This is a genomic window from Pseudomonas simiae (assembly GCF_000934565.1).
Classification (GTDB): Bacteria; Pseudomonadota; Gammaproteobacteria; order Pseudomonadales; family Pseudomonadaceae; genus Aquipseudomonas; species Aquipseudomonas simiae.
On sequence record NZ_CP010896.1, the window covers coordinates 6,033,642 to 6,058,292 of the forward strand.

Below are 24,651 nucleotides of genomic sequence, written 5' to 3' on the forward strand. Positions count from 1 at the left end.
CCTTTCTTAAAGCGACGAGTATTTCTTGCGCAGACGCTGACGGATCAGCTCGGCGAGGGTGTTCATGATGAAGGTGAACAGCAGCAGCACCAGCGCCGAGAGGAACAGCACGCGGTAGTGACTGCCGCCCACTTCCGACTCGGGCATTTCCACCGCGACGTTGGCCGCCAAGGTGCGCAGGCCTTCGAACAGGTTCATCTCCATCACCGGGGTGTTACCGGTGGCCATCAACACGATCATGGTCTCGCCGACAGCACGCCCCATACCGATCATCAGCGCCGAGAAGATGCCCGGGCTGGCGGTCAGGATCACCACGCGCGTCATGGTCTGCCACGGCGTGGCGCCCAGGGCCAGCGAGCCCAGGGTCAGCCCGCGAGGCACACTGAATACGGCGTCTTCGGCGATGGAATAGATGTTCGGGATCACCGCGAAACCCATGGCCAGGCCGACGACCAGGGCGTTGCGCTGGTCGTAGGTAATGCCCAGGTCATGGGAGATCCACATGCGCATGTCGCCGCCAAAGAACCAGGTTTCCAGGTACGGGCTCATGTACAGCGAGAGCCAGCCCATGAACAGGATCACCGGGATCAGGATCGCGCTTTCCCAACCATCGGGCACCCGCAGGCGGATCGACTCAGGCAGGCGGCTGAACACGAAACCGGCGACCAGGATGCCAATCGGCAACAGCATCAACAGACTGAAGATGCCCGGTAGATGCCCTTCCACATACGGCGCCAGGAACAGGCCGGCGAAGAAGCCGAGGATCACCGTCGGCATTGCTTCCATCAGTTCGATCACCGGCTTGACCTTGCGGCGCAAACTCGGGGCCATGAAGTAGGCGGTGTAGATCGCCGCGGCAACGGCCAGTGGCGCCGCCAGCAGCATGGCGTAGAACGCGGCCTTCAGGGTGCCGAAAGTCAGCGGGGCCAGGCTCATCTTGGGTTCGAAGTCGGTGTTGGCGGCGGTCGATTGCCAGACGTATTTAGGCTCGTCGTAGTTCTCGTACCAGACCTTGCTCCACAACGCGCTCCACGACACTTCCGGGTGCGGGTTATCGAGCATCAACGGTTGCAGCTTGCCGCCGGCTTCAACGATCACCCGGTTGGCCCGTGGCGACATGCCGTACACGCCTTGGCCATCGACTACAGGGTCGACCAACAGGGTGCGGTGCGCGGTGCTGTGAAACACGCCGAACTGGCCGGAAGCGTCGAGGGCGGTGAAGCCTTTGCGGCGCTCTTCGGCGGAAATTTCTACGATAGGCGTGGTGCCCATCTGGAAGGTGCGGATCTGTTTGAAGCGCTGCTCGCCATCCGGATCGCGGGCCATGAACCATTGGGCCAGGCCGCCCTTGGAGTTACCGATGATCAGCGAGATACCGCCCACCAGCTGCGTGCTGGCGGTCACCTCGGCATTGCCGTCTTCGAGCAATTTGTAACGACCATTGAGGCTCTTGTCGCGCAAGCTGAACACGTCGGCCAGGGCGCGGCCGTTGATCACGTACAACCATTGCTGGCGTGGGTCGATGAAGATCGCCTTCACTGGCTCGGTCATCTGCGGCAGTTCGATGCGCTTTTGCTCGCTGGTGACTTCGCCGGTCATCATGTTTTCTTCGCGGCTCAGGGACAGCACGTTCAAGTGCGAACCGGCGGAACCTGCAACCACCAAGGTGGAATCAGTGGCGTTAAGGGCGACGTGCTCCAGCGGGCGACCGGCGTCATCCAGCACGATCGGCGTTTCACCGTAGGGGTATTCGATCGCAGGCGTGATGGTTTTCTTGCCGTCCGGGTAGGATACCTTATACGTGTGGCGGAACACCATGGACTGGCCATTGGACAGACCCAGGATCACCAACGGGCTACCGGGCTGGTCTTCACCGATAGAGGCAACGCTGGTCCCAGCGGGCAGTGGCAGGTCGACGCGCTTGAGTTCAGCGCCGGTTTCCACATTAAAGAACAACGCCTGGCCCTTGTCGGAAACCCGCATGGCGACTTGGTTCTGTTCTTCGAGGGAGATCATCAGCGGCTTGCCCGCGTCCTGGATCCAGGCCGGGGTCAATGCATCTTCCTTGGTCAAGGAGGCGCCTTGGAACAGCGGCGCGACGACATAGGCCAGGAAGAAGAAAATCAGGGTAATGGCGCCGAGGACGGCGAGGCCGCCGACCAGCACATACCAACGGGTCAGGCGATCCTTGAGCGCGCGAATGCGGCGCTTGCGTTGCAGCTCAGGCGTATTGAAGTCAATGCGCTTGGGGGGAGAAGTCGTCGTCATGGTGGAATTGGCCAGATCATTCATGCGCACACCCTAGCGATCCTGTATGACAGAAAGATGACAGTGCAGTGACGCAACAAAGCCGCCGCGAAGCAAGGCTGGCAGCGGACTAGAAAATTCGGATGCGGGGCCGGTACTCCGGCCCCGCAGAGGCAATCAGTTGCCTTCTTTCAGACCCAGTTCAGCCAGGGCCTTGGCGGCGACTTTGGCTGGCAGTGGGATGTAGCCGTCTTTCACCACAACTTCCTGGCCCTGTTTGGACAGAACCAGCTTCACGAACTCAGCTTCCAGCGGGGCCAGAGGCTTGTTCGGGGCTTTGTTGACGTAAACGTAGAGGAAGCGCGACAGCGGGTATTTGCCGTTCAGGGCGTTTTCTTCACTGTCTTCGATGAAATCCGTGCTGCCTTTCTTGGCCAGGGCCACGGTTTTCACGCTGGCGGTCTTGTAGCCAATCCCCGAGTAACCGATGCCGTTCAGCGAGGAGCTGATCGACTGCACGACCGAAGCCGAGCCAGGTTGTTCGTTCACGTTTGGCTTGTAGTCGCCTTTGCACAGGGCTTCTTCTTTGAAGTAGCCGTAGGTGCCGGAAACCGAGTTACGACCGAACAGTTGTACTGGCTTGTTGGCCAGGTCGCCGGTCACACCCAGGTCACCCCAGGTTTTCACGTCGGCTTTGCCACCGCACAGACGCGTCGAGGAGAAGATCGCGTCGACTTGTTCCATGGTCAGGTGCTGGATCGGGTTGTCCTTGTGCACGAACACAGCCAGGGCATCCACGGCAACCGGGATAGCGGTTGGCTTGTAGCCGTACTTCTGCTCGAAGGCCGCCAGTTCGGTGTCCTTCATCTTGCGGCTCATCGGGCCCAGGTTGGAGGTGCCTTCAGTCAGCGCAGGTGGCGCGGTAGCGGAGCCGGCAGCTTGAATCTGGATGTTGACGTTCGGGTATTCCTTTTTGTAACCCTCGGCCCACAGGGTCATCAGGTTAGCCAGGGTATCGGAACCAACGCTGGACAAGTTGCCCGACACACCAGTGGTCTTAACATAAGCCGGAATTGCCGGATCAACACCAGCGGCCACCGCGTTGGCGGTCGCAACGCCAGCAGCGACAAAAGTCATTGCCGCCATCAAACGTTTCAGTTTCATGCCTTGCTCCTAGCAGATAGGGATAGTTGGATCGGGGCCAAGTATCGGGAGGCCGTGTGAACACTCTATGTCTGGAATGTGACAGTTAGATGAAAGGCCACTATTGGCAAGGAGAAGGGGCATAGCGAGGCGTTGCCATCGCTCCCACGCAGGGCGCGGGAGCGGTCATTGTCAAAGCGTCAGCGCGAACGCTTCCACAGATACCCACCCACCACCATCCCCATCAAGCACAGCGCGGCAACGTAGTAGGCCGGGCCCATCGGGCTTTCCTTCATCAGCAGCGACACTGCCAGCGGCGTCAGCCCGCCGAACACGGCATAGGCCACGTTGTAGGAAAACGACAAGCCGCTGAAACGCACCACGGGCGGGAAGGCCTTGACCATCACGTACGGCACCACGCCGATGGTGCCTACGAACAGGCCGGTCAGGGCGTACAGCGGGAACAACCAATCCGGGTGGGCCATGAGGCTGTGATACAGCGTCCAGGACGTTGCCAGCAACAGCGCACAACCGGTAACCAGCACGCGGCCGGCACCGAAGCGGTCAGCCAATGCGCCCGAGGCTATGCAGCCCAGGCTCAGGGTGACGATGGCCAGGCTATTGGCCTGCAGCGCCACGGTCGGGCTGAAGTGGTAGACGGTCTGCAGCACGGTCGGGGTCATCAGGATGACCACCACCACGCCAGCTGACAGCAGCCAGGTCAGCAGCATCGACAACACGATAGCGCCGCGGTGATCCCGCAGTACCGCGCGCAATGGCAGCTCGGCGGCCAGGGTCTTGCGCTGCTGCATCTCGGCGAAGATCGGCGTTTCATGCAGCCAGCGACGCAGGTACACCGACAACAGGCCGAACACGCCGCCGAGCAGGAACGGGATCCGCCAGGCGAAATCCGAGACCTGCTCCGGGCTATAGAGCGTGTTGATCGCAGTGGCCACCAGCGAACCCAGCAAAATACCGGCAGTGAGGCCGCTGGTCAGGGTGCCACAGGCGTAGCCGATGTGACGCGGCGGTACGTGTTCGGAGACGAACACCCAGGCGCCAGGCACTTCACCACCAATCGCGGCGCCCTGGATGATGCGCATCAGCAGCAACAGCACCGGTGCCCACAGACCGATCTGCGCGTAGGTTGGCAGCAGGCCCATGATCAGGGTCGGCACGGCCATCATGAAGATGCTCAGGGTGAACATCTTCTTGCGACCCAACAGGTCACCGAAGTGCGCCATGATGATGCCGCCCAGGGGGCGTGCCAGGTAGCCGGCGGCGAAGATGCCGAAGGTCTGCATCATGCGCAGCCATTCAGGCATGTCCACGGGGAAGAAGAGTTTTCCGACCACGGTGGCGAAAAACACGAAAATGATGAAATCATAAAACTCCAGCGCCCCGCCCAAGGCAGACAGCGACAGGGTTTTGTAGTCGTTGCGGGTCAGCGGGCGCGACGGTTGCGCACTGCTTGCGGGCACGGAGGACATAGCAAGGCTTCTCTTATAGTAATCAGGATGGCAAGCGGGACTTGCGGCAGGTTTGGCAAGATAGCAAATCGCTAGAAAAAGCACAGCGTTGAGCGAATAACCATTTATAGGGGCGCAATATTCCCCTTTCCTGCTGTTTATTTGCGCCGATAAGCACAGTTGCCGGAAAAAGCCGCGATACAGCCGCTAAATGCCGACCAAATGAACGCCCAGAGGTCGTCGTGGCGCCAGGGTCTCGATATACTCGGCCCTTGCAAGCGCAAGAACCGCAGTCTTGAGGGGCTGCTGTGCCAAAACGTCGTTGGGCGCCATCCAGCCGATTTGGCAGAGTTTCCCTTTAGTACGCCTTACGAGAAACGCATCACGCGGTGTATGTTGGTGCTGAAACGTTTTTTTCGAAGACGGCTATCCACTTGAAATACCCATGAAGCGTTACGGGTCAGAGGCCCTCGGCATGATCGAACTCGAACAAGAAGATCCTATCCCGCAAGGCGACCTCGCCCTGCAAATCACCGCGCTCCCGCGTGAAACCAACGGTTTTGGCGACATCTTCGGCGGCTGGCTGGTCGCGCAGATGGACTTGGCCGGCACCGCCATGGCCAGCAAGGTTGCAGGCGGGCGTGTCGCCACTGTGGCCATTGATCGCATGGCGTTCCTGGTGCCGGTCGCGGTGGGCGCACAGCTCTCCTTTTATACCCAGGCCCTGGAAATCGGCCGCAGCTCGATCCAGATGATGGTCGAAGTGTGGAGCGACGACCCGCTGTCCAGCGAATGGCGCAAGGTTACCGAGGCGGTATTTGTATTCGTCGCCATCGACGGCAGCGGCCGCACGCGCTCGGTTCCATCGCGCGCACGTTAAACCTCGCCGGGTTTTGACGGTCAATTGCCCCATTGCCTGCCATGAAGAGTGCTTTGTTATGCCGACGCCCCACGTTGAAACCGTGAAAATCGACGAGCTGGATTGCTGGCGTATCCGCCACAACGGTGCCGAACTGATAGTGGCCCAACAGGGCGCGCATCTCTTCAGTTATGGGCGCGACGGCGAACAGCCACTGATCTGGCCGAATCCTGAAGCGGTGTTCAAAAAGGGCAAGGGCATTCGCACCGGCGTACCGGTGTGCTGGCCGTGGTTTGGCGTATTTGACCGCAACCCGCAGAGCGTGAAAGCGATGCGTCAGAGCGAGCAGCCCGCTGGCGCACACGGTTTCGTGCGCACAGCGTTGTGGGAATTGGCCGCGACCGAGCTTGAAGGTGAAGCGCTACGCGTGGATCTGGTACTGCCGGTGCCGGCAGGCGGCTTTCCTGGTTGGCCCCATCAGGTCGGCCTGACACTGAGCCTGCTGCTGGATGACCAACTGCATATCCGCCTGACCAGCCACAACCGTGGTACCGACAACGTGACCCTCAGCCAGGCGCTGCACACCTACTTCGCCGTAAGCGATGTGCGCAATGCGCAGGTCGAAGGGCTGGACGGGCGCGCCTATATCGATACCGCCGACGGCTGGACCGAAAAGACACAATCCGGCCTGCTGCACTTCACCGCCGAGACCGATCGCATCTACCTCGATACGCCGTCACAGTTGACTATCGTCGACAAAGACTGGCAACGCCGTATCCAGCTCACCAGCGAAGGCTCAAAGTCGACCGTGATCTGGAACCCGTGGACCGAACGCGCCAAGGCATTTGACGACATGGCCGATGATGGCTGGACAGGCATGCTGTGCATCGAGACGGCGAATGTGCTGGATGACGTGGTGAGCCTGGCACCCGGTGAAAGCCATACGCTGGGCGTGAGCATCGCCGCTATAGCCCTGTAAGCCCAATCGAAATGTGGGAGCGGCGGTGAGACTTGCTCGCTCCCACATTGGGTCATGTGCCGCGCCTTATAAATCCGACTCCTTCACCACCCGTACTTTCCCCGCATCCAGCGCATACGCCGCATCGGCAAGGTCATTGTTGACCTTCTCCACCTTCAGCGTGCCCGTGACCCACAGCGGCGTGTAGATATCATCCAGCTTCAGCCCCTTGGGATAGCGCACCAGCACCAGCTGATTGGGCGGCGGCGGCGGCACGTGGATACAGGCGCCCGGATACGGTACAAGGAAGAACAAAGTACTTCGGCCCTTGGCGTCGGTTTCCAACGGCACCGGGTAGCCGCCGATGCGGATGTTCTTGCCGTTCATGGCGGCCACGGTCTTGGTGGAATACATCACCGCCGGCAAGCCTTTGCTTTGCTTGAGGCCACCTTTGTCGGTGAAGGTGCCCTGGGCTTCGGGGGAGTTGTGATCGATCTCGGGCATGGCTTCGAGGGCTTTCTGGTCGGAAAGCGGCATCAGGTCGAGCCAGTCGGTTTCCGGCAGTTCACCGGCGTGCGCCAGGCCAGGGCCCAGCAAAAGGAGAGTCAACAGAAGACGGCGCATGGAGAAGCTCGGCAAGTACAAGTGCCGAGCATTCTAGCCCCCTGCGCCTGCGCAGCGCAGAGGACTTTGTCGGCTGATTACTTCTTTTTGATCAGGCCGTAGATCACCAGCAACACAATGGCACCCACCAGCGCGCCGATGAAACCTGCACCTTGACCGGCCTGGTAGATACCCAGTGCCTGACCACCGTAGGTCGCGGCCAGAGAGCCAGCGATACCCAACAGGATGGTCATGATCCACCCCATGCTGTCGTCGCCTGGTTTCAGGAAACGCGCCAGCAGGCCGACGATCAAGCCGATAAAAATGGTTCCGATGATACCCATGGCATTTCCCTCTGATTGAAGTGAGCTATGCCAAAGCCTAGTCAGGCTTTGGCATCCTGCAATCAGAGAGACGACGGTCACCAATGGTTCCCGTCGGGCTCACCTTATTGCTCGGCGATCAGCGCTTCAACCTTGAGGATCTGCGCTTCCAGCGTTGCGCGGTCCTTGCAACGCAGGTTGGCGTGGCCGACCTTGCGCCCGGCCTTGAAGGCCTTGCCGTAGTGGTGCAGGTGGCAGTCGTCGATGGCGATGACTTTTTCCACCGCAGGCACGGTGCCGATGAAGTTGAGCATGGCGCTCTCGCCGACTTTGGCCGTGGAGCCCAATGGCAAGCCCGCAACCGCCCGCAGGTGGTTTTCGAATTGGCTGCACTCGGCGCCTTCGGTGGTCCAGTGCCCGGAGTTGTGCACGCGTGGGGCGATTTCGTTGGCCTTGAGGCCACCGTCGACTTCAAAGAACTCGAACGCCATCACGCCTACATAATCCAGTTGCTTGAGCACACGGCTGGAATAATCTTCCGCCAAAGCCTGCAACGGGTGGTCGGTGCTGGCCACTGACAGCTTGAGGATGCCGCTGTCGTGGGTGTTGTGCACCAGCGGGTAGAAACGGGTTTCGCCATCACGGGCACGCACGGCGATCAGCGAGACTTCGCCGGTGAACGGTACGAAGCCTTCCAGCAGGCAGGCGACGCTGCCCAGTTCGGCGAAGGTGCCGACCACATCAGCTTCAGTGCGCAGGACTTTCTGGCCCTTGCCGTCATAACCCAGGGTGCGGGTTTTCAGCACGGCCGGCAGGCCGATGCTGGCGACTGCAGCGTCCAGGTCTGCCTGGGACTGGATATCGGCGAAGGCCGGGGTCGGAATACCCAGGTCCTTGAACATGCTCTTCTCGAACCAGCGGTCACGGGCAATGCGCAAGGCTTCGGCGCTGGGGTACACCGGGACGAACTGCGACAGGAACGCAACGGTTTCGGCCGGGACGCTTTCGAACTCGAAGGTCACCAAGTCGACTTCGTCGGCCAGTTGGCGCAAGTGGTCCGGGTCGCTGTAGTCAGCGCGCAGGTGTTCACCCAAGGCGGCCGCGCAGGCGTCCGGCGCCGGGTCCAGGAAAGCGAAGTTCATCCCCAGCGGGGTTCCCGCCAGAGCCAGCATGCGACCCAGTTGGCCGCCACCGATTACACCGATTTTCATCGTCAACAACCTCAGGCGATGCGTGGGTCTGGATTGTCCAGCACGCTGTCTGTCTGCTCAGCACGGAATTTCTTCAGCACCGCGTGGAACTGCGGGTGCTTGGCGCCCAGGATGCTGGCGGACAGCAACGCGGCGTTGATCGCACCGGCCTTGCCGATCGCCAGGGTCGCCACCGGGATACCGGCCGGCATCTGCACGATGGACAACAGCGAATCCACACCCGAGAGCATCGACGACTGCACCGGCACACCGAGCACCGGCAGGTGGGTCTTGGCCGCACACATGCCTGGCAGGTGCGCCGCACCGCCGGCACCGGCGATGATCACCTCGATGCCACGGGATTCTGCTTCATCGGCATACTGGAACAGCAAATCCGGGGTGCGGTGGGCAGAGACCACCTTCACTTCATACGGAATGCCGAGTTTTTCCAGCATATCGGCGGTGTGGCTAAGGGTGGACCAATCGGACTTGGAGCCCATGATCACGCCAACCAATGCACTCATCGTCGTGCCTCTTCTCTCTGGGCGCCCGCAGGCGCGTCAAAAAACAACAAGCCACGCGGGAAATCCGGCGTGGCTTGTTGTACGAATTAAGGCCGGTTGGACCGGCCGAAGGCCGCGCAGTATACCGTAATAATCAAGATAAACAGCCCCTGGAATGACCATCTGTCCAGTGGCGCAAACCGGCGGTTTTATTGACTCAAGAGTCAGCCAGGGACGCTGTAAAACCCTGTGGGAGTAGGCTTGCTGGCGAATGCGCTGGGGCAGTCAAAATAGCGGTGTCTGATACACCGTCTTCGCGAGCAAGCCCGCTCCCACAGTTGATCTGCATCGCGCTCAGGCGCTTTGGGCCGCGCCACCTTCCAACTTGCGCCACAACAACCGCACGTTCGCCTTGCGCACCAACGCACAGCGATACAGGCGGATCTCCAGCGGCACATGCCATTGCGGGCCGCCGCACACCACCAGTTCGCCACGGGCCAACTCCGCCCGTACGCTAAGTTGCGGTACCCAGGCGATGCCCAGGCCTTCCAGGGCCATGCTTTTGAGGCTGTCCGCCATGGCCGTTTCGTACACGGTGGTAAAACGCAGCGCACGCTGGCGCAGCAGCAAATGCACCGAACGCCCGAGGAACGCGCCGGCGCTGTAGGCCAGCAGCGGCACACTGCCCTCGCCTTCCAGATCGAACAGCGGCTTGCCGTCGGCATCAGCGGCGCACACCGGGAGCATTTCGGTGTTGCCCAGGTGCAGCGACGGGAAGATCTCGGCGTCCATCTGCATGGCGGCGTCCGGATCGTAGAACGCCAGCATCAGGTCACAGCCGCCTTCGCGCAGCGCGTGTACCGCGTCACCGACGTTGGTGGCGACCAGGCGCGTGGCGATGTTCAAGCCTTCGTTACGCAATTGTGCGATCCAGCGCGGGAAGAACCCCAGGGCCAGGGAGTGGGCGGCTGCCACTTGCATGACTTCGCCCTGCCCGCCTTCCAGGTGATGCAAATGGCGCAGAACCTCGCCGAGCTGTTCAACCACCGTGCGCGCAGTCACCAGGAACAACTGCCCCGCTGCCGTCAATTCCACCGGTGTGCGCGAGCGGTTGACCAGGGTCAGGCCCAACGCTGCCTCCAGGCTACGGATACGTCGGCTGAACGCCGGCTGGGTCACAAAGCGTCGCTCTGCCGCCTGGGAAAAGCTGCGGGTGGCCGCCAAGGCGCTGAAGTCTTCCAGCCATTTGCTCTCAAGGTTCATCACTTCCTCCCACGGGTATGCACCATTTTGGCACACACGCCCGTCATGATAACCGGGTCACACCTGCATTATGCCGTTTGTGCATAGGCCAGTGTTTAACAGCATTGGCCCAAAAAGTTCTACAAGCCTAGCATTCGCAGCGTTCCGGCCAGTTCCGGGTCCATATCGAGATGATTTCCGTCATGTCCTCCGCTGCATCTTTCCGTACCGAAAAAGACCTGCTTGGCGTACTCGAAGTACCTGCTCAAGCGTATTACGGCATCCAGACCCTGCGAGCGGTGAACAACTTCCGCCTCTCGGGCGTTCCGATTTCGCATTACCCGAAATTGGTGGTCGGTCTGGCAATGGTCAAGCAAGCGGCGGCTGACGCCAACCGCGAACTGGGCCAGCTCAGCGAAGCCAAGCACGCTGCCATCAGCGAAGCCTGTGCCCGCCTGATCCGCGGCGATTTCCACGAAGAGTTCGTGGTGGACATGATTCAAGGCGGCGCTGGCACTTCAACTAACATGAATGCCAACGAAGTCATCGCCAACATCGCGTTGGAGGCCATGGGCCACAACAAGGGCGAATACCAGTACCTGCACCCCAACAACGACGTGAACATGGCGCAGTCGACCAACGACGCCTACCCGACCGCGATCCGCCTGGGTCTGCTGCTGGGCCATGACGCGCTGCTCGCCAGCCTCGACAGCCTGATCCAGGCCTTCGCCGCCAAGGGCGAAGAGTTCAGCCACGTGCTGAAAATGGGTCGCACCCAGTTGCAAGACGCCGTGCCGATGACCCTCGGTCAGGAATTCCGCGCCTTCGCCACCACCTTGGGCGAAGACCTGGCGCGCCTGAAGACCCTCGCGCCCGAGCTGCTGACCGAAGTCAACCTGGGCGGCACCGCCATCGGTACCGGCATCAACGCCGACCCGCGTTACCAGGCCCTGGCTGTACAACGCCTGGCCGTTATCAGCGGCCAACCGGTTGTTCCAGCCGCCGACCTGATCGAAGCCACCTCCGACATGGGCGCCTTTGTACTGTTCTCCGGCATGCTCAAGCGCACGGCGGTGAAGCTGTCGAAGATCTGCAACGACCTGCGTCTGCTGTCCAGCGGCCCACGCACCGGCATCAACGAGATCAACCTGCCAGCGCGTCAGCCAGGCAGCTCGATCATGCCCGGCAAGGTCAACCCGGTGATTCCGGAAGCCGTGAACCAGGTAGCGTTCCAGGTCATCGGTAACGACCTGGCCCTGACCATGGCAGCCGAAGGTGGCCAACTGCAACTGAACGTGATGGAGCCGCTGATCGCTTTCAAGATCTTCGACTCGATCCGCCTGCTGCAACGCGCCATGGACATGCTGCGCGAACACTGCATCGTCGGCATCACCGCCAACGAAGCGCGCTGCCGCGAACTGGTGGAGCACTCCATCGGCCTGGTCACCGCGCTGAACCCGTACATCGGCTATGAAAACGCCACCCGCATCGCGCGTATCGCCCTCGAAAGCGGCCGCGGCGTGCTGGAACTGGTGCGCGAAGAAGGCTTGCTCGACGACGCCATGCTCGACGACATCCTGCGCCCCGAAAACATGATTGCTCCACGCTTGGTTCCCCTGAAGGCCTAAGCGTTTGTTGCACCGCTCACCAGGTTGAGGGACTAGACACCTCTCACCTTTTGAGGGCCTGAAGGCTCGTTCTTCAGGCCCTTTTTTTTGCCTCAAGGTTGTGAAATGACGCCCATAAAAAATCCAATATCGCCCTGCAAACCCTCCTTGCCCGACTCGAGCGTGCTGAAACCTTTAATCGGCCTGTGCAGACGGATCACGCTCGCCTAGGTATAGTGCCGCCCCTCTTCGCGTCAGAGATCGTCGTTATCGAGGTCCTGGACAGCGCGAAACCGCATGAATAACAACACCCGCAAAAGGATTGGGGTCCAAGCGTCGTGCACTGCCTGGTGCCGAGCGATGCATTGAACCGTCCTGCGTTTGCCATTAGAAAAATCAGCGAGGAACACTCCATGCTCGAAGTCATCAACGACTTCCTCTCAGGGAAAGTACTGATCGTGCTCATTGTCGGGCTCGGCGGTTATTTCACGATTCGCTCGCGTTTCGTTCAGTTGCGCCACTTTTTCCACATGTTCTCGGTGTTTAAAGACAGCCTCAAAAGCAGCGCCGGCCAGCTCAGCTCCTTCCAGGCGCTGATGCTCAGCCTGGCCGGCCGCGTGGGTGCCGGTAACATCGCGGGTGTCGGCATTGCCGTGACCCTGGGTGGTCCCGGTGCCGTGTTCTGGATGTGGGTCACCGCGTTGGTCGGCATGTCGTCGAGCTTCATCGAGTGCTCCCTCGGCCAGTTGTACAAGCGCACCGACGCCGAAGGCACCTACCGTGGCGGTCCGGCCTACTACATCCAGCACGGCCTGCAGAAGCGCTGGCTGGGTATGGTCATGGCATTCCTGCTGCTGGTGACCTTCGGTTTTGCGTTCAACGGCCTGCAAGCCCATGCCGTGACTCACTCGCTGAACAACGCCTTTGGCCTGGACACCACCTACACCGGCCTGGCCCTGGCCGTATTGCTGGGCCTGGTGTTCATCGGTGGGATCAAGCGCATCGCCTCGATTGCCGACCTGCTGGTACCGGTCAAGACCCTGGTCTACATCGCGGTAACCCTGTACGTGATCGTGCTGCAATTCGACCACGTACCCGCCATGCTCGCGACCATCGTCAAGAGCGCTTTCGGCCTCGACCAAGCCTTCGGCGGCCTGGTGGGCAGCGCGATCATCATGGGTGTGAAGCGCGGCGTGTTCGCCAACGAAGCCGGTTTGGGCAGTGCGCCTAACGTGGCAGCCGTGGCGTCGGTAGAGCATCCGATCGCCCAAGGCGTGGTGCAGGCGTTCAGCGTGTTCCTCGACACCTTCGTGATCTGCACCTGTACCGCGTTGCTGATCCTGCTTTCCGGCTTCTACACCCCAGGCTTCGAAGGCGACGGCATTGCCCTGACCCAGAACTCCCTGGCGGCCGTGGTCGGCGACTGGGGTCGCATGTTTATCTCGGTGGCCCTGGCGTTGTTCGTGTTCACCTCGATCATGTACAACTACTACCTCGGCGAGAGCAACCTGCGCTTCCTGGTCGGCAACAACCGCAAGATGTTGATGGGCTACCGCGCGCTGGTGCTGGTGCTGATTTTCTGGGGTTCCATCGAGAACCTGAGCACCGTGTTTGCCTTCGCCGACATCACCATGACGATGCTGGCGTTCGTCAACCTGTTCGCCCTGGCGTTCCTGTTCAAGATCGCCATGCGCATCCTGAACGACTACGACAACCAGCGCGCGGCGGGTATCAAGACGCCGGTGTTCGACTCCAGTCAGTTTCCTGATCTGGACCTGGACCGTAAGGCGTGGCCGGCGAACCCGGTAAAACCTGAAGCAGCAACGTCGGCTGAGCTGAACGCTCAAGTGCAACGCTAAGCGTAGATAGATGACACGCCGCACGACCTTGGGCATGCTCAAGGCCGTGCGGCGTTTTTCGTTCAGGAGAATTATCGATGTCCTCATCCAGTAACGTCATGGTGCTCTACACCGGCGGCACCATCGGCATGCAGGCCAGCACCCATGGCCTGGCTCCCGCATCCGGCTTCGAAGCACGCATGCGCGAACAGCTGGCACACCTGCCAGCGTCTGCCTGGCGCTTCCAGGAAATGGCCCCGTTGATCGACAGCGCCAACATGACCCCCGCTTACTGGCAGCGCCTGCGCACCGCCGTGGTTGAGGCCGTGGACGACGGCTGCGATGCCGTGCTGATCCTGCACGGCACCGACACCCTGGCCTACAGCGCGGCGGCCATGAGCTTTCAACTGCTCGGCCTGCCTGCACCGGTGGTGTTTACCGGCTCGATGCTGCCAGCCGGCGTGCCCGACAGCGATGCCTGGGAAAACGTCAGCGGCGCCCTGGCGGCGCTGGGCAAAGGCATCGCGCCGGGTGTGCACCTGTACTTCCACGGCGCGCTGATGGCACCGACCCGTTGCGCGAAAATTCGCAGCTTCGGTCGCAATCCATTCGCGGCGCTGAATCGCCAGGGCGGTGCTGCGCGTGCAGAGTCCATTCCCCAGGCCTTGGACTATCGCCAGCCCAAAGCCTTGGCCAGCGTCGGCGTGCTGCCTCTGGTGCCGGGCATCGGTGCGGCGCAGTTGGACGCGGTGATTGGCAGCGGCATTCAAGCGCTGATCCTGGAATGTTTCGGCAGCGGCACCGGGCCCAGCGATAACCCCGAGTTCCTCGCCAGCCTTCAGCGTGCGCAGGCGCAAGGTGTGGTCGTGGTCGCGATCACCCAATGCCATGAAGGCGGCGTGGAACTGGACGTCTACGAAGCCGGCAGTCGTTTGCGTGGCGTGGGCGTGTTGTCCGGTGGCGGCATGACCCGTGAAGCCGCGTTCGGCAAGCTCAACGCGCTGATCGGCGCCGGGCTCGATATCCAGGAGGTCCGCCGTCTGGTAGAGCTGGACCTGTGCGGCGAGCTGCGCTGAGCGGCATATAACTTGCTCCACTTCCAGCCATCCTCTGGCTGGAAGCCCCTATGTTGCACTCCCACCTCACGACCCTCAACGCCGTCTCGCTGGTCATTAACGCGTTCAAGGCCGAAGGCTTGCCGGCTGAAACGTTGCTCGCGGGCAGCGGTATCTGCGCCGCCGACTTGAGCCGCGCCGACGCCTGCATCACCACCAACCAGGAGATGCGTGTGTGTACCAACGCAGTCGCGCTGCGGCGGGATATTGGCCTCGAATTGGGCCGCAAGATGCATGTGTCGTCCTACGGCATGCTCGGTTATGCCCTGCTCACCTGTGCCACCTTCGGTGACGCGTTGCGCCTGGCGCTACGCTACCCGGCGCTGTTGGGAACACTTTTCGAGCTGAGCCTGGAAAACGACGGCGAGCGTATCTGGCTGACCGCCGCCGATTACCGGGAAACGCCCGCGCTGGAAATGTTCAACGTCGAATTCTGCCTGGTTTCGCTGAAAATCATCTGCGACGACCTGCTGGGCCAGCCGCTGCCGTTACTCGGTGCACGTTTCGAATACAGCGCGCCGGACTATCACGCGCGCTACCACGAGTGCTTCGCGTGCTCGCTGCATTTTGAAGCCAGCGCCAACGCCTTCGCGTTTGACAAGCGCTGGCTCGACCAGCCGCTGCCACTGGCCGACGCCGTCACCCATCAAGCCATGACCGATCGCTGTCGCAAGCAGAACTTGGAGTTTACCGGGCGCCAGGCCTGGCTGGGTCGGATCCGCCATTTGCTCGCCGCCCAGCTCCACGCCGCGCCCGGCATTGAAGGCTTGGCTGCGCAGATGAACTGTTCCGCGCGAACCTTACGTCGGCATTTGCATGACTTGGGCAGCAGCTACCAGGAACTGCTCGATGAGCTGCGCTTCGAGCGCGCCAAGCAGTTGCTGGGGCAGGACGAACTGCCGATCTACCGAATCGCGGAACAGCTCGGTTTCAGTGAAACCGCCAGCTTTCGCCACGCATTTGTACGCTGGAGCGGCGTGGCACCCAGTCAATTTCGCCCCTGACGCCTCGCAATGACGGGTCGATGCGCGCTAGCGGGGCGAATTGCGGTCACACAATTTGGCCGTATTTATCCCCTTTTGGCCGCTCTTGCCGTTTTCTTAAAACCGTCCCGCCGCAAGACTGCATCCACTGATACAGCCTGCGGAGAACAAAAAATGCTGACGATCTACTCAGACGATCATCACCTGCATCACGGTCGGTGCGAATTGATGGACGGGCAACTGATGCCCTGCTTCGAAATGCCCTCGCGCGCGGACCACGTGCTGCAACGGGTCAAGGACCGCGAACTGGGCCCGGTGCAAGCGCCGCAGGATTTTGGCCTGGCGCCGCTGCAACGCATCCACAGCCGCGACTACCTGGAATTTTTCAAAGGCGCCTGGGCGCGCTGGACTGAATTCGCCACGGATGGCGACCTGCTGCCCTATACCTGGCCCGCCCGTACCTTGCGCAGGGTATTGCCCACCAGCCTGCACGGCCAGCTGGGTTACTACAGCTTCGACGGCGGCGCGCCGATTACCGCCGGCACTTGGCAAGCGGCGTACAGCGCAGCGCAAGTCGCGCTCACCGCGCAACAGGCGATCCAGCAAGGCGCCCACAGTGCCTTCGCGCTGTGCCGACCACCGGGACATCACGCCGCCAGCGACTTGATGGGCGGTTATTGCTACCTCAACAACGCCGCCATTGCCGCCCAAGCCTTTCTTGATCAGGGCCACAAAAAGGTCGCGATCCTGGATGTGGACTACCACCACGGCAACGGCACCCAATCGATTTTTTACGCGCGCCGCGACGTGCTGTTCACGTCGATCCACGGCCACCCCGAGGCGGAGTTTCCGTTTTTCCTGGGCTATGCCGACGAATTGGGTGAAGGCCCAGGCGAAGGCTTCAATTTCAACTACCCGCTGCCTGCAGGATCCGGCTGGGAGCGCTGGAGTGCAGCGCTTGAGGAAGCCTGTAAAGAGATCGAGCGCTATGGCGCCGACATCATCATCGTGTCCCTGGGTGTGGACACGTTCAAGGACGACCCCATCTCACAGTTCAAACTCGACAGCCCGGACTACCTGGCAATGGGCGCACGCATCGCCGACTTGGGCAAACCCACGCTGTTCGTGATGGAAGGCGGCTATGCCGTGGAAGAAATCGGCATCAATGCCGTCAACGTTCTTGAAGGATTTGAAGGGGCAGCCCAATGAACATGCTCAAGTCACTCGTCCTCTGCGCTGCCGTTATCAGCGGTATGGCCCACGCCGAAGAGAAAACCCTGCGGGTCTACAACTGGTTCGACTACATCACGCCCAAGGCACTGGAAGACTTCAAGGCGCAGAACCCCACGATCAAACTGGTGTATGACATCTTCGACACCAACGAAGCCCTGGAAGCCAAGCTGCTCACCGGCAACTCCGGGTATGACGTGGTGGTGCCATCCAATGTGTTCCTGGCCAAGCAGATCGAGGCCGGAGTTTTCCAACCTCTGGACCGCAGCCAGTTACAGAACTGGAAGCACCTCGACCCCAAGCTGATGAAGCTGATCGAAGCCAATGACCCAGGCAATAAATTTGCCGTGCCGTACATGTACGGCACCATTCTCATCGGTTTCAACCCCGACAAGGTCAAGGCCGCGCTGGGCGTCAATGCGCCGGTGGACAGTTGGGACCTGATCTTCAAAGAAGAAAACATCAGTAAGCTCAAGCAATGCGGTGTGGCCCTGCTCGATTCCCCGTCGGAGATCCTGCCCCTGGCCCTGCAACACCTGGGTCTGGACCCCAACAGCAGCAACCCCAAGGACTATGCAAAGGCCGAAGCGCTGCTGTTGAAGATCCGCCCCTACGTCACTTACTTTCACTCCTCCAAGTACATGGCCGATATCGCCAATGGCGACATCTGCGTGGCCGTCGGTTACTCCGGCAGCTTCTCCCAGGCCGCCAACCGCGCCAGGGACGCCAAAAATGGCGTGACCGTAGATATGCGCCTGCCCAAGGAAGGCGCGCCGATCTGGTTCGACATGCTTGCCATCCCAAAAGGCGCGAAAAACCCGCAGGACGCCTACACCTTCATCAACTACCTGTTGCAACCGCAGGTGATCGCGCCGATCAGCGATTTCGTCGGCTACCCCAACCCGAACAAAGACGCCACCGAACAGGTTGACCCCTCGATTCGCAACAACCCCAACCTGTACCCCACCGAGGCGGCGATGGCCACGCTGTATACCCTGAAACCTTTGGGCCGTGACGCGGAGCGCGCCAGGACCCGAGCCTGGAGCAAGATCAAGTCGGGTATCTGAATACCACCTCCTGACAGACCTGCGCTTTAGCGTGATTGAGGTCTTGAGCTGCATTCGGCAGCCCTCATCACCTTGCCTGTCAGGAGCCCCTCTTGCCCACATTCCCCTCCAGCGCCAAAGATTTACTGACCCAACTGACCACCGGCCCTTCATTACGCGAAGTAGCCGCGGCCACCCTGCGTTCGAGCTTACGCGAGTTGTATCCCGACCTCGACATTGACCCCGACCTGGCGCTTCTGATCACACCCGGCTGGCAAATCACTGCAGAGGTGATCCTGCCCGGTACGCCGCACGCCCAATCGCTTACCGGGGCGCTGTCCCGGTGCGTGATGTCCAACACCACAGTGACCTGGATCGACGGCGAGCATTACCTGATCTATCAAACCACCCTCGGGCCGAACGTGCATCTGCCGGTCAAGGTGGACACTGTCGGCAGCCTGATCAATGAGCTGGCACCGCTGCTGCCCGTCGCGTACCAAGAGCAGCAACTTCTGTTCTGGAACCAGAGCCCGCAAGAGAACGGCCCGCGCTGGCAGAGCTTTGCCAATGCCTTGCGCAGAATCTGGAATATCGAAAGCGTCGAGGGCTGGGATGAAGATGAGTGCAACGTCGCCAGGAACGTTTTTCTCTATCCCGACTACGCCGACCGCCAGCTCCACGACAAGTACAACACCAAGGCCTACCTGATTGATATCGACGTGCAGCAAGCCACGCAGGTCAGCCACTCCAACCTGGCAGCGTTGGCGGTGCTGATCGGGCGCCTCGGGGAGCGTGAAATTATCCTCAGCTATTCGATTGGCACTGGCTACGCCGCCTTCAACAGCCAGAAGGAGTTTGGCGAATCCTTGAGCACTCACGGTGCCATTGCACGGTCTTCCTCGATGCACTGGCGCCTGTTCGAGCCGGCCGGCAATTTTTTCGAGCAACAGGCCTGCACGTTTATAGCCTTGCAAATTCAAGCGATCGGCGCGGTCACCTTCGAAAACGGCGAAGTGGTAGCCACCGTGGCCCAAGCCGCCCCCAGCAACACGGTTGACTTGCTGTCACTGATAGCCCCATCCAGGCTCGACGCGGTTCATCATGCACTGCCCACCTGGTTGCTCGACGCGTCTCCCACCGATCAATCAGCCTATGGGCGATACTCGATGGATGTGGCGGCCCAGCACTTTCAGGACGCGGGTAAAGCCTTTGATGATGGCATCAAGTCCATCGATGAATTCGCCCTGGATGCCATTCATACGCTCATGCTCACTGAGCACCCAGAGGTTGCCCGCGCAACACTCAACAATGTACGGATCACCATTACCAGCGTGCAGGCCTGGGGCACCTTGATTGTGCCGGGCAATACCCAGATCCAAACCCTGACGCTGGCGCAACTGGCCCTGGAAAACCTGATAGCCCTGCCTTTGGGCAACAAAACCGTCAGCTATAAAAACGGCAGCGATGTGCCTGCCTGGATGACGGCTGCCTACCTGGAAGCGTTGATTACCCAGGCGAATGTCGGTGAGCGCTATCCGGCCCTGGTCAAGCGCACACTCCTTGACGACCCTGTCGAATCCCTGCGTCGGCAACAGCTCTACATCGCTCACCTACGCCTGCAATTACCGTTGCTGGCGCTGCAGTGCAAAGTTCAGCGCGTCTTCGGGGTGAGTGAACAAGGCTATCGCTACGTTTGTGCCGCCTTGAGTCCTGACAGCGCGGCCCGTGAAGTCGACGGCGCGGCCATCGTCATTCGCCCGCTGTCCCTGCGCCCCAAGTTGCGCCTGACCGCCTCAGTCGACGTGGTCAGCAACATGTTCATCATTGGTCCTCAAGACCCGAAGAAGGGGCCTTGCCTGCTCTATCGTCCGCTGTCCGATGTACAGTTGATGGAGTTCCCATCGCCCTCCAACCTGCTGTACGCGATCAAGCAAGACACCCCATTGCGCCAATCGGTGCTGGCTTGGCTGCCTGACAATGTGCGCACGGCTTACGCACAGTTTGTCTTTCCCGGCAGCCTGCCCTCGCCCTGGGTGCTCACCAGCCTGGTGAACGACCCGCTGAACGCATTAGTGATGACCGGGCCCATCGACTTGGGGCAGGAGGTACTGCGCGGTGATTACTTCGCAACACTGTTCAAGGCCAACGCCGCTGCAATGGTTACGCTGGCCGATCGCCAATCGCTTTCCAACGCCGAGGCGCGCTGGCAAAGCCTCAAGAACGCCGGGTGGCTGATCTTTAACACCGTGCTGCCGTTTATGGGCCGCTCAGTGGGCGCCGCGACCTGGATCTGGCAACTGATGGATGACTTGCAACAGATGGTCGACGCCAAAGAAATCGACGACCGTACAACCGGCATTTCGGCCCTGGTGGATATCTTCCTGACGCTGGGCATGGTGCTGGCAACGCACGTAGCCACACGGCATGGGCCTGGGCCGGCCATCGAGAAGCCTGGCGTACTGCCAAAGTTGCCACCCCCTGCGGCCAAGCCAGAACTCATACAAAAACCTACGGTGGACGGCGTAGGGCCCCCCATCGGCCACGAGCACACCTTGCATATCAGTGGAGCCATAACCCGCAACTCGCCAAGCCTGGGGACTTTCCTGGACAGTTTCACGTTACCCAAGCCCGATAAATTAGGCGAACAACATACGGTCGCCGGGCCCTACCTGAATCTCTATGCCAAAGACCAACACTGGTACGCCCCGGTGGGTGAGCGATGGTTTGAAGTGATCGTCGATGAAAACGACGCAGTATTGATCGTCGATCCGCAACAACCGGGCCGGCACGGTCCGCTGCTAATCGGTAACCAACTGGGCCAATGGTTTGTCGATACACGCTTGCGTCTTCGTGGCGCAGGCCTGCGCAGTCGGCGCAAAAAAGGTGAAGCCCTCAGGCCACCGAAAATCGCTGACTTACGTCAAAAACTGGAGCTATTTGAAAACACGCGAGCCGAGCGCACTGCCAGTCTTGAAAAACTGCGCAGCGCCATCGACAGTGCTGCGGATGACGCAAAGGAGTTGGCCAGGGCCACCTTTCTCGAACAGATCGATACGCGCCTCAAAGAGATAGACGTGCCGATTTCACAGCTTAAATCCTTGAAGATCATCGACACGGTTCCCAACTACCAGGACGGCATGGCGAGTTACCTGAAACACCAGCTATTGCTGGCGCGTTCAGCCATCTATGAACAAGGAATTCCATTTCGCAAACAGTTGCAAGCCTCACAGGGCCACTTCGATATCGAGAATATTCAAGAAGATACCTGGCCTACGGTTCACTATCGCGACTTGTATACCGCGACACAGGCCATGATCGATCGATTGGAATATGTACGAGAACGCCGCGAGCAGGCCCTGGACCTGGGTGCGTTGGGAGCAGAGCTGGTCCAAAGCGATGATAACTTCGCGTCAGGCCATGACGTTGATGACCTCAAGGCGTTCAAGGTCAGCTTGAGCCACTTCTTGTGCGTAACAGAAGGCGAGTCGCCATCGCGCGTCGATGCCAGGGAGGCCTTACGCCGCATCGTCGACGCGGCGGAGCTGACGGTGCAAAGCTTCAGGGAGGCCGTGCAACCCGTCAATGTGGCCCCCCTGGAGCAATTGATCGAAACACTGGATAGCCTGACGGACCAGTTCTCCAGGGTTGATCAGAACCTCGTGGACCTGCCGGCGGAGTTTCCCACCGACCTCAACAGGCCCGACCTCGAAAACCTGCGCACGCAAGTGGATGAGTTTGCCCAACGCGCAAAGAAACAACTGACGGCCCTGCTTCGCGAGCGCAAAACACTTGAACCCACCCCAGGCCCGTCCAACGCCACCTCCAGAGTGAAGCGTAAGTACATCAAGACGCGCTCCAAGGGGATAGTGGTCGGCGAACAGCGAGAAACTCCCGCTGAAGACGGCAAAGCGCTGGTCGATGTGAAGGAGCCGATGACGGGCAAGGTTATTGCCACCTTCCACGAGAAAGAGCCCGGGGTCTGGGTGGAACAGGAACAGGTGCTCAAGCCCGTTCCACGCACCCGGGTCCGCGATCTGCAAATTGCCATCAATTCGGGCCTGGATCTGATCGATGGCGTCGACGCATTTATCACCCGTAAGGAAGCCTGGGCTAAAAAAACCGCACAGCTGCCAGTGGAAATCGAAGAAAGCTTTCATCGGCACGCCAAAAAATTGGAACAGGCCAGCCTGGACATCGAAGACGCATTGACCGCCAGCAACCTGACAGGAATCGACTCGCCGTCAGCCGCGCTGGCCAGCCGCAACCTGGATGAGGCAGGCAAAAAACTGTACCGAGAAGGCAAACGCGTCAAGATCGACGTGCTCAAGCGCCGCCCACCGGAGGCCGCACATATCGAAATACTGTTGCATGAGGGCGCCGTGACGGTCGATCCACCGGTTGGCGAGCGCATTAAACTCAGGGGGCGCGACAAGGGCTATCTACGGGAATACACGGTGGTGGACGCCACAACCAAACTCCCGCTGTGGTATGCACACTTTCACTACCCCACCCCAACCGGTCCGAACGAGGCCTACACCGCGGCCCACCTGAAAACCCAGAAGCAGCGAAAGATGGGTGGCCAACGCGAATCGTTGAGCGACATCGCCGTGTACCGTAGAGAAATCGGTCCACAGTTGGCGCGCTCGCTGTTCCTCAAGGCTAAACCACCTCAGCCTGTCGCCTAACCTGTCCAGGCCTTGCGCAACCGGCCCAGCGCCTGCCTGATCGCCGCCTCGGGCACCGCGGCAAACCCCAGTACCAGCCCGGCGCGTTGATCGGGGGGTGTGCTGGAGTCGGGCAACCAGTAGTTGCTCAGGGCACTGATCTCCACCTCAACCGAGCGCGCTTGCGCCAGCAGTTGCTGTTCGCGAGCGAGGCTGTCCACCCGTACTGTAAGGTGCAAGCCCGCAGCGGCATTGGGCAGACTGCCGACGCCCGCCAGTTCGCCCGACCAGGCGTTCAGCAGCGCATTACGCCGACTGAGTGCAGCGCGACGCATGCGTCGGATATGCCGTTGAAAATGCCCCGTGGCCATGAACTCCGCCATCACCGCCTGGGTGCTGACCTCCGAATGCCGTACATCCACCGCGCGGCGCTGGGCGAACGCCTCCACCAGCGTCGGCGGCAACACCAGGTAACCCAGGCGCAATGCGGGGAATGCGACTTTGCCGAAGGTGCCCACATAAAGCACGCGCCCGCTGCGATCCAAGGCCGCCAGCGGGGCCAACGGGGCGCCGCTGTAGCGATATTCGCCATCGTAGTCGTCCTCGATGATCCACCCCCCGCTACGCTCGGCCCAGGCCAGCAACTCCAGACGCCGGGCCAGGCTCATGACCACGCCCAACGGGTACTGATGGGACGGGGTGACATAGGCCAGGCGGCAATCGCTCAAGGTGTTCAACACGTTGCAATCAATGCCCTCTGCATCCACCGCCACGCCGCGCAACTGTGCGCCAGCCAACGCGAAGGCATGGCCGGCCGCACGGTAGCCAGGGTTTTCAATCGCCACACCATCGCCAGGCGCCACCAGCAACTGTGCACAAAGGCTAATTGCCTGTTGCGCTCCACTGGTGATCACAATTTGCTCAGCCGAGCACTGCATGCCCCGCGAGCTGCGTAGATATGCGGCGATCAGCCCGCGCAATCGCGGGTCGCCTGCGGGGTTGCCGTAACACAGTTGTTCGAAGTCCGGTTTGCGCCAGAAAGCCGCATTCAGCTTGGCCCAAACGTCAAAGGGGAACAGATCAAACGCCGGCACACCCACGCGAAAAGCGCGCGGCGGCCCCGTGGGCGGCAGGGGCAAATGGTTGTTTTCCAAGCGCCCCAGCGCTGCGCTGTGGATAACTTTTACCGGCGCAGCTTGAGGGTTTTGAGAGGGATTTGTGGATAAACCTGGGGATAAGCCTGTTGATAACCCTGTGGACAGGTTTGTGGACAGCTTTTTTGCAGTGGGCAGTTTCGCCACATAAGTTCCGTCACCCACGCGGCTCTCCGTGAAACCCTCGGCATACAGCTGATCGTAGGCACGCACCACGCTGTTGCGGGAGATCGACAGCGCGGCCGCCAAGTCACGGGTAGCAGGCAAGCGCGTGCCACTGACCAGCCGCCCGTCCAGTACTCGTTGGCGCAAGGCGTCATACAGTTGGCGAGTGAGGCCCTGACGGCGATCCAACTCAATACCGGCGGGGTTGAATGACAGGGGTGGCGAGACACGCGACATATTGGACCTATGAAATTGGTTCCAGATGGCTCTTACAACGAGCCATTAGCCTGCCTACGATGCAAGCATTCGCCA

18 protein-coding genes are annotated in these 24,651 nt (G+C 60.6%); 9 read left to right on the forward strand and 9 right to left on the reverse strand.

Annotated features, from left to right (window positions below):
• Nucleotides 1-6: 6 nt before the first annotated feature.
• The 3 genes from PF1751_RS27535 to PF1751_RS27545 all read right to left on the reverse strand — a co-directional run bounded on the left by PF1751_RS27535 (nt 7) and on the right by PF1751_RS27545 (nt 4,880).
• Complete coding sequence (locus PF1751_RS27535; RefSeq protein ID WP_175439659.1) at nt 7-2,040, reverse strand: ABC transporter permease subunit; 2,034 nt, start codon at nt 2,038-2,040, stop codon at nt 7-9.
• 384 nt (nt 2,041-2,424) lie between these two features.
• Entirely contained in the window at nt 2,425-3,411 is a 987-nt protein-coding gene (locus PF1751_RS27540) for a phosphate ABC transporter substrate-binding protein PstS (RefSeq protein WP_010207586.1), read from the reverse strand.
• Between the two features lie 179 nt (nt 3,412-3,590).
• Complete coding sequence (locus PF1751_RS27545; RefSeq protein WP_010207587.1) at nt 3,591-4,880, reverse strand: MFS transporter; 1,290 nt, start codon at nt 4,878-4,880, stop codon at nt 3,591-3,593.
• A gap of 454 nt (nt 4,881-5,334) precedes the next feature.
• Between PF1751_RS27545 and PF1751_RS27550 the strand changes: the two genes are divergently transcribed.
• Together PF1751_RS27550 and PF1751_RS27555 are read left to right on the forward strand one after the other, a co-directional pair.
• A complete protein-coding gene (locus PF1751_RS27550; RefSeq protein WP_003176975.1) occupies nt 5,335-5,739 on the forward strand; it encodes an acyl-CoA thioesterase in 405 nt (134 codons plus the stop codon).
• 58 nt (nt 5,740-5,797) lie between these two features.
• Nucleotides 5,798-6,697 carry a D-hexose-6-phosphate mutarotase gene (locus PF1751_RS27555; protein ID WP_044288070.1) on the forward strand — a complete coding sequence of 300 codons (900 nt, stop codon included), beginning with the start codon at nt 5,798-5,800 and terminating at the stop codon, nt 6,695-6,697.
• Nucleotides 6,698-6,763: 66 nt separating this feature from the next.
• Here PF1751_RS27555 and PF1751_RS27560 read toward each other — a convergent pair whose 3' ends face one another.
• From PF1751_RS27560 to PF1751_RS27580, 5 genes are all read right to left on the reverse strand, one after another.
• A complete protein-coding gene (locus PF1751_RS27560) occupies nt 6,764-7,300 on the reverse strand; it encodes a DUF3299 domain-containing protein (protein ID WP_010207590.1) in 537 nt (178 codons plus the stop codon).
• A 77-nt stretch (nt 7,301-7,377) separates the two neighbouring features.
• On the reverse strand, nt 7,378-7,623 hold the full coding sequence (locus tag PF1751_RS27565) for a GlsB/YeaQ/YmgE family stress response membrane protein (protein WP_005792540.1): 246 nt from the start codon (nt 7,621-7,623) through the stop codon (nt 7,378-7,380).
• A 104-nt stretch (nt 7,624-7,727) separates the two neighbouring features.
• Nucleotides 7,728-8,813, reverse strand: a complete 1,086-nt coding sequence (locus PF1751_RS27570) for a 5-(carboxyamino)imidazole ribonucleotide synthase (RefSeq protein WP_010207591.1) — start codon at nt 8,811-8,813, stop codon at nt 7,728-7,730.
• Between the two features lie 11 nt (nt 8,814-8,824).
• Nucleotides 8,825-9,316, reverse strand: a complete 492-nt coding sequence (gene purE, locus PF1751_RS27575; protein WP_003195648.1) for a 5-(carboxyamino)imidazole ribonucleotide mutase — start codon at nt 9,314-9,316, stop codon at nt 8,825-8,827.
• A 333-nt stretch (nt 9,317-9,649) separates the two neighbouring features.
• On the reverse strand, nt 9,650-10,558 hold the full coding sequence (locus PF1751_RS27580; protein ID WP_010207593.1) for a LysR substrate-binding domain-containing protein: 909 nt from the start codon (nt 10,556-10,558) through the stop codon (nt 9,650-9,652).
• A gap of 182 nt (nt 10,559-10,740) precedes the next feature.
• Between PF1751_RS27580 and aspA the strand changes: the two genes are divergently transcribed.
• From aspA to PF1751_RS27615, 7 genes are all read left to right on the forward strand, one after another.
• The gene (aspA, locus tag PF1751_RS27585) at nt 10,741-12,165 is read left to right on the forward strand and encodes an aspartate ammonia-lyase (protein ID WP_010207594.1); all 1,425 of its coding nucleotides are present in this window, start codon (nt 10,741-10,743) and stop codon (nt 12,163-12,165) included.
• A 392-nt stretch (nt 12,166-12,557) separates the two neighbouring features.
• A complete protein-coding gene (locus tag PF1751_RS27590) occupies nt 12,558-14,003 on the forward strand; it encodes an alanine/glycine:cation symporter family protein (RefSeq protein WP_044288071.1) in 1,446 nt (481 codons plus the stop codon).
• 77 nt (nt 14,004-14,080) lie between these two features.
• Nucleotides 14,081-15,058: an asparaginase gene (locus PF1751_RS27595; RefSeq protein ID WP_044288072.1), complete on the forward strand. Its 978-nt coding sequence runs from the start codon at nt 14,081-14,083 to the stop codon at nt 15,056-15,058.
• Between the two features lie 50 nt (nt 15,059-15,108).
• Nucleotides 15,109-16,101 (forward strand): AraC family transcriptional regulator, encoded by a 993-nt coding sequence (locus tag PF1751_RS27600; RefSeq protein ID WP_010207597.1) that lies wholly within the window; start codon nt 15,109-15,111, stop codon nt 16,099-16,101.
• A gap of 153 nt (nt 16,102-16,254) precedes the next feature.
• Nucleotides 16,255-17,289 (forward strand): histone deacetylase family protein, encoded by a 1,035-nt coding sequence (locus PF1751_RS27605; protein WP_010207599.1) that lies wholly within the window; start codon nt 16,255-16,257, stop codon nt 17,287-17,289.
• On the forward strand, nt 17,286-18,377 hold the full coding sequence (locus tag PF1751_RS27610; protein ID WP_044288073.1) for a polyamine ABC transporter substrate-binding protein: 1,092 nt from the start codon (nt 17,286-17,288) through the stop codon (nt 18,375-18,377). Before PF1751_RS27605 ends, PF1751_RS27610 begins: the two co-directional genes overlap by 4 nt.
• 92 nt (nt 18,378-18,469) lie before the next feature.
• Nucleotides 18,470-23,041, forward strand: a complete 4,572-nt coding sequence (locus tag PF1751_RS27615; protein WP_044288074.1) for a dermonecrotic toxin domain-containing protein — start codon at nt 18,470-18,472, stop codon at nt 23,039-23,041.
• Here PF1751_RS27615 and pdxR read toward each other — a convergent pair.
• Nucleotides 23,038-24,576: a MocR-like pyridoxine biosynthesis transcription factor PdxR gene (gene pdxR, locus PF1751_RS27620; protein WP_044288075.1), complete on the reverse strand. Its 1,539-nt coding sequence runs from the start codon at nt 24,574-24,576 to the stop codon at nt 23,038-23,040. The two genes, PF1751_RS27615 and pdxR, sit on opposite strands and share 4 nt — an antisense overlap.
• Nucleotides 24,577-24,651: the final 75 nt, after the last annotated feature.

What these genes read in the sequence shown, in the direction of transcription:
- PF1751_RS27555 (WP_044288070.1), top strand. Translation starts at nt 5,798, where the DNA reads ATGCCGACGCCCCACGTTGAAACCGTGAAAATCGACGAGCTGGATTGC.
- purE (WP_003195648.1), bottom strand. Translation starts at nt 9,316, where the DNA reads ATGAGTGCATTGGTTGGCGTGATCATGGGCTCCAAGTCCGATTGGTCC.
- PF1751_RS27590 (WP_044288071.1), top strand. Translation starts at nt 12,558, where the DNA reads ATGCTCGAAGTCATCAACGACTTCCTCTCAGGGAAAGTACTGATCGTG.
- PF1751_RS27550 (WP_003176975.1), top strand. Translation starts at nt 5,335, where the DNA reads ATGATCGAACTCGAACAAGAAGATCCTATCCCGCAAGGCGACCTCGCC.
- PF1751_RS27560 (WP_010207590.1), bottom strand. Translation starts at nt 7,300, where the DNA reads ATGCGCCGTCTTCTGTTGACTCTCCTTTTGCTGGGCCCTGGCCTGGCG.
- PF1751_RS27565 (WP_005792540.1), bottom strand. Translation starts at nt 7,623, where the DNA reads ATGGGTATCATCGGAACCATTTTTATCGGCTTGATCGTCGGCCTGCTG.
- PF1751_RS27610 (WP_044288073.1), top strand. Translation starts at nt 17,286, where the DNA reads ATGAACATGCTCAAGTCACTCGTCCTCTGCGCTGCCGTTATCAGCGGT.
- PF1751_RS27570 (WP_010207591.1), bottom strand. Translation starts at nt 8,813, where the DNA reads ATGAAAATCGGTGTAATCGGTGGCGGCCAACTGGGTCGCATGCTGGCT.
- PF1751_RS27540 (WP_010207586.1), bottom strand. Translation starts at nt 3,411, where the DNA reads ATGAAACTGAAACGTTTGATGGCGGCAATGACTTTTGTCGCTGCTGGC.
- PF1751_RS27600 (WP_010207597.1), top strand. Translation starts at nt 15,109, where the DNA reads ATGTTGCACTCCCACCTCACGACCCTCAACGCCGTCTCGCTGGTCATT.
- PF1751_RS27595 (WP_044288072.1), top strand. Translation starts at nt 14,081, where the DNA reads ATGTCCTCATCCAGTAACGTCATGGTGCTCTACACCGGCGGCACCATC.
- PF1751_RS27605 (WP_010207599.1), top strand. Translation starts at nt 16,255, where the DNA reads ATGCTGACGATCTACTCAGACGATCATCACCTGCATCACGGTCGGTGC.
- aspA (WP_010207594.1), top strand. Translation starts at nt 10,741, where the DNA reads ATGTCCTCCGCTGCATCTTTCCGTACCGAAAAAGACCTGCTTGGCGTA.
- pdxR (WP_044288075.1), bottom strand. Translation starts at nt 24,576, where the DNA reads ATGTCGCGTGTCTCGCCACCCCTGTCATTCAACCCCGCCGGTATTGAG.
- PF1751_RS27580 (WP_010207593.1), bottom strand. Translation starts at nt 10,558, where the DNA reads ATGAACCTTGAGAGCAAATGGCTGGAAGACTTCAGCGCCTTGGCGGCC.
- PF1751_RS27545 (WP_010207587.1), bottom strand. Translation starts at nt 4,880, where the DNA reads ATGTCCTCCGTGCCCGCAAGCAGTGCGCAACCGTCGCGCCCGCTGACC.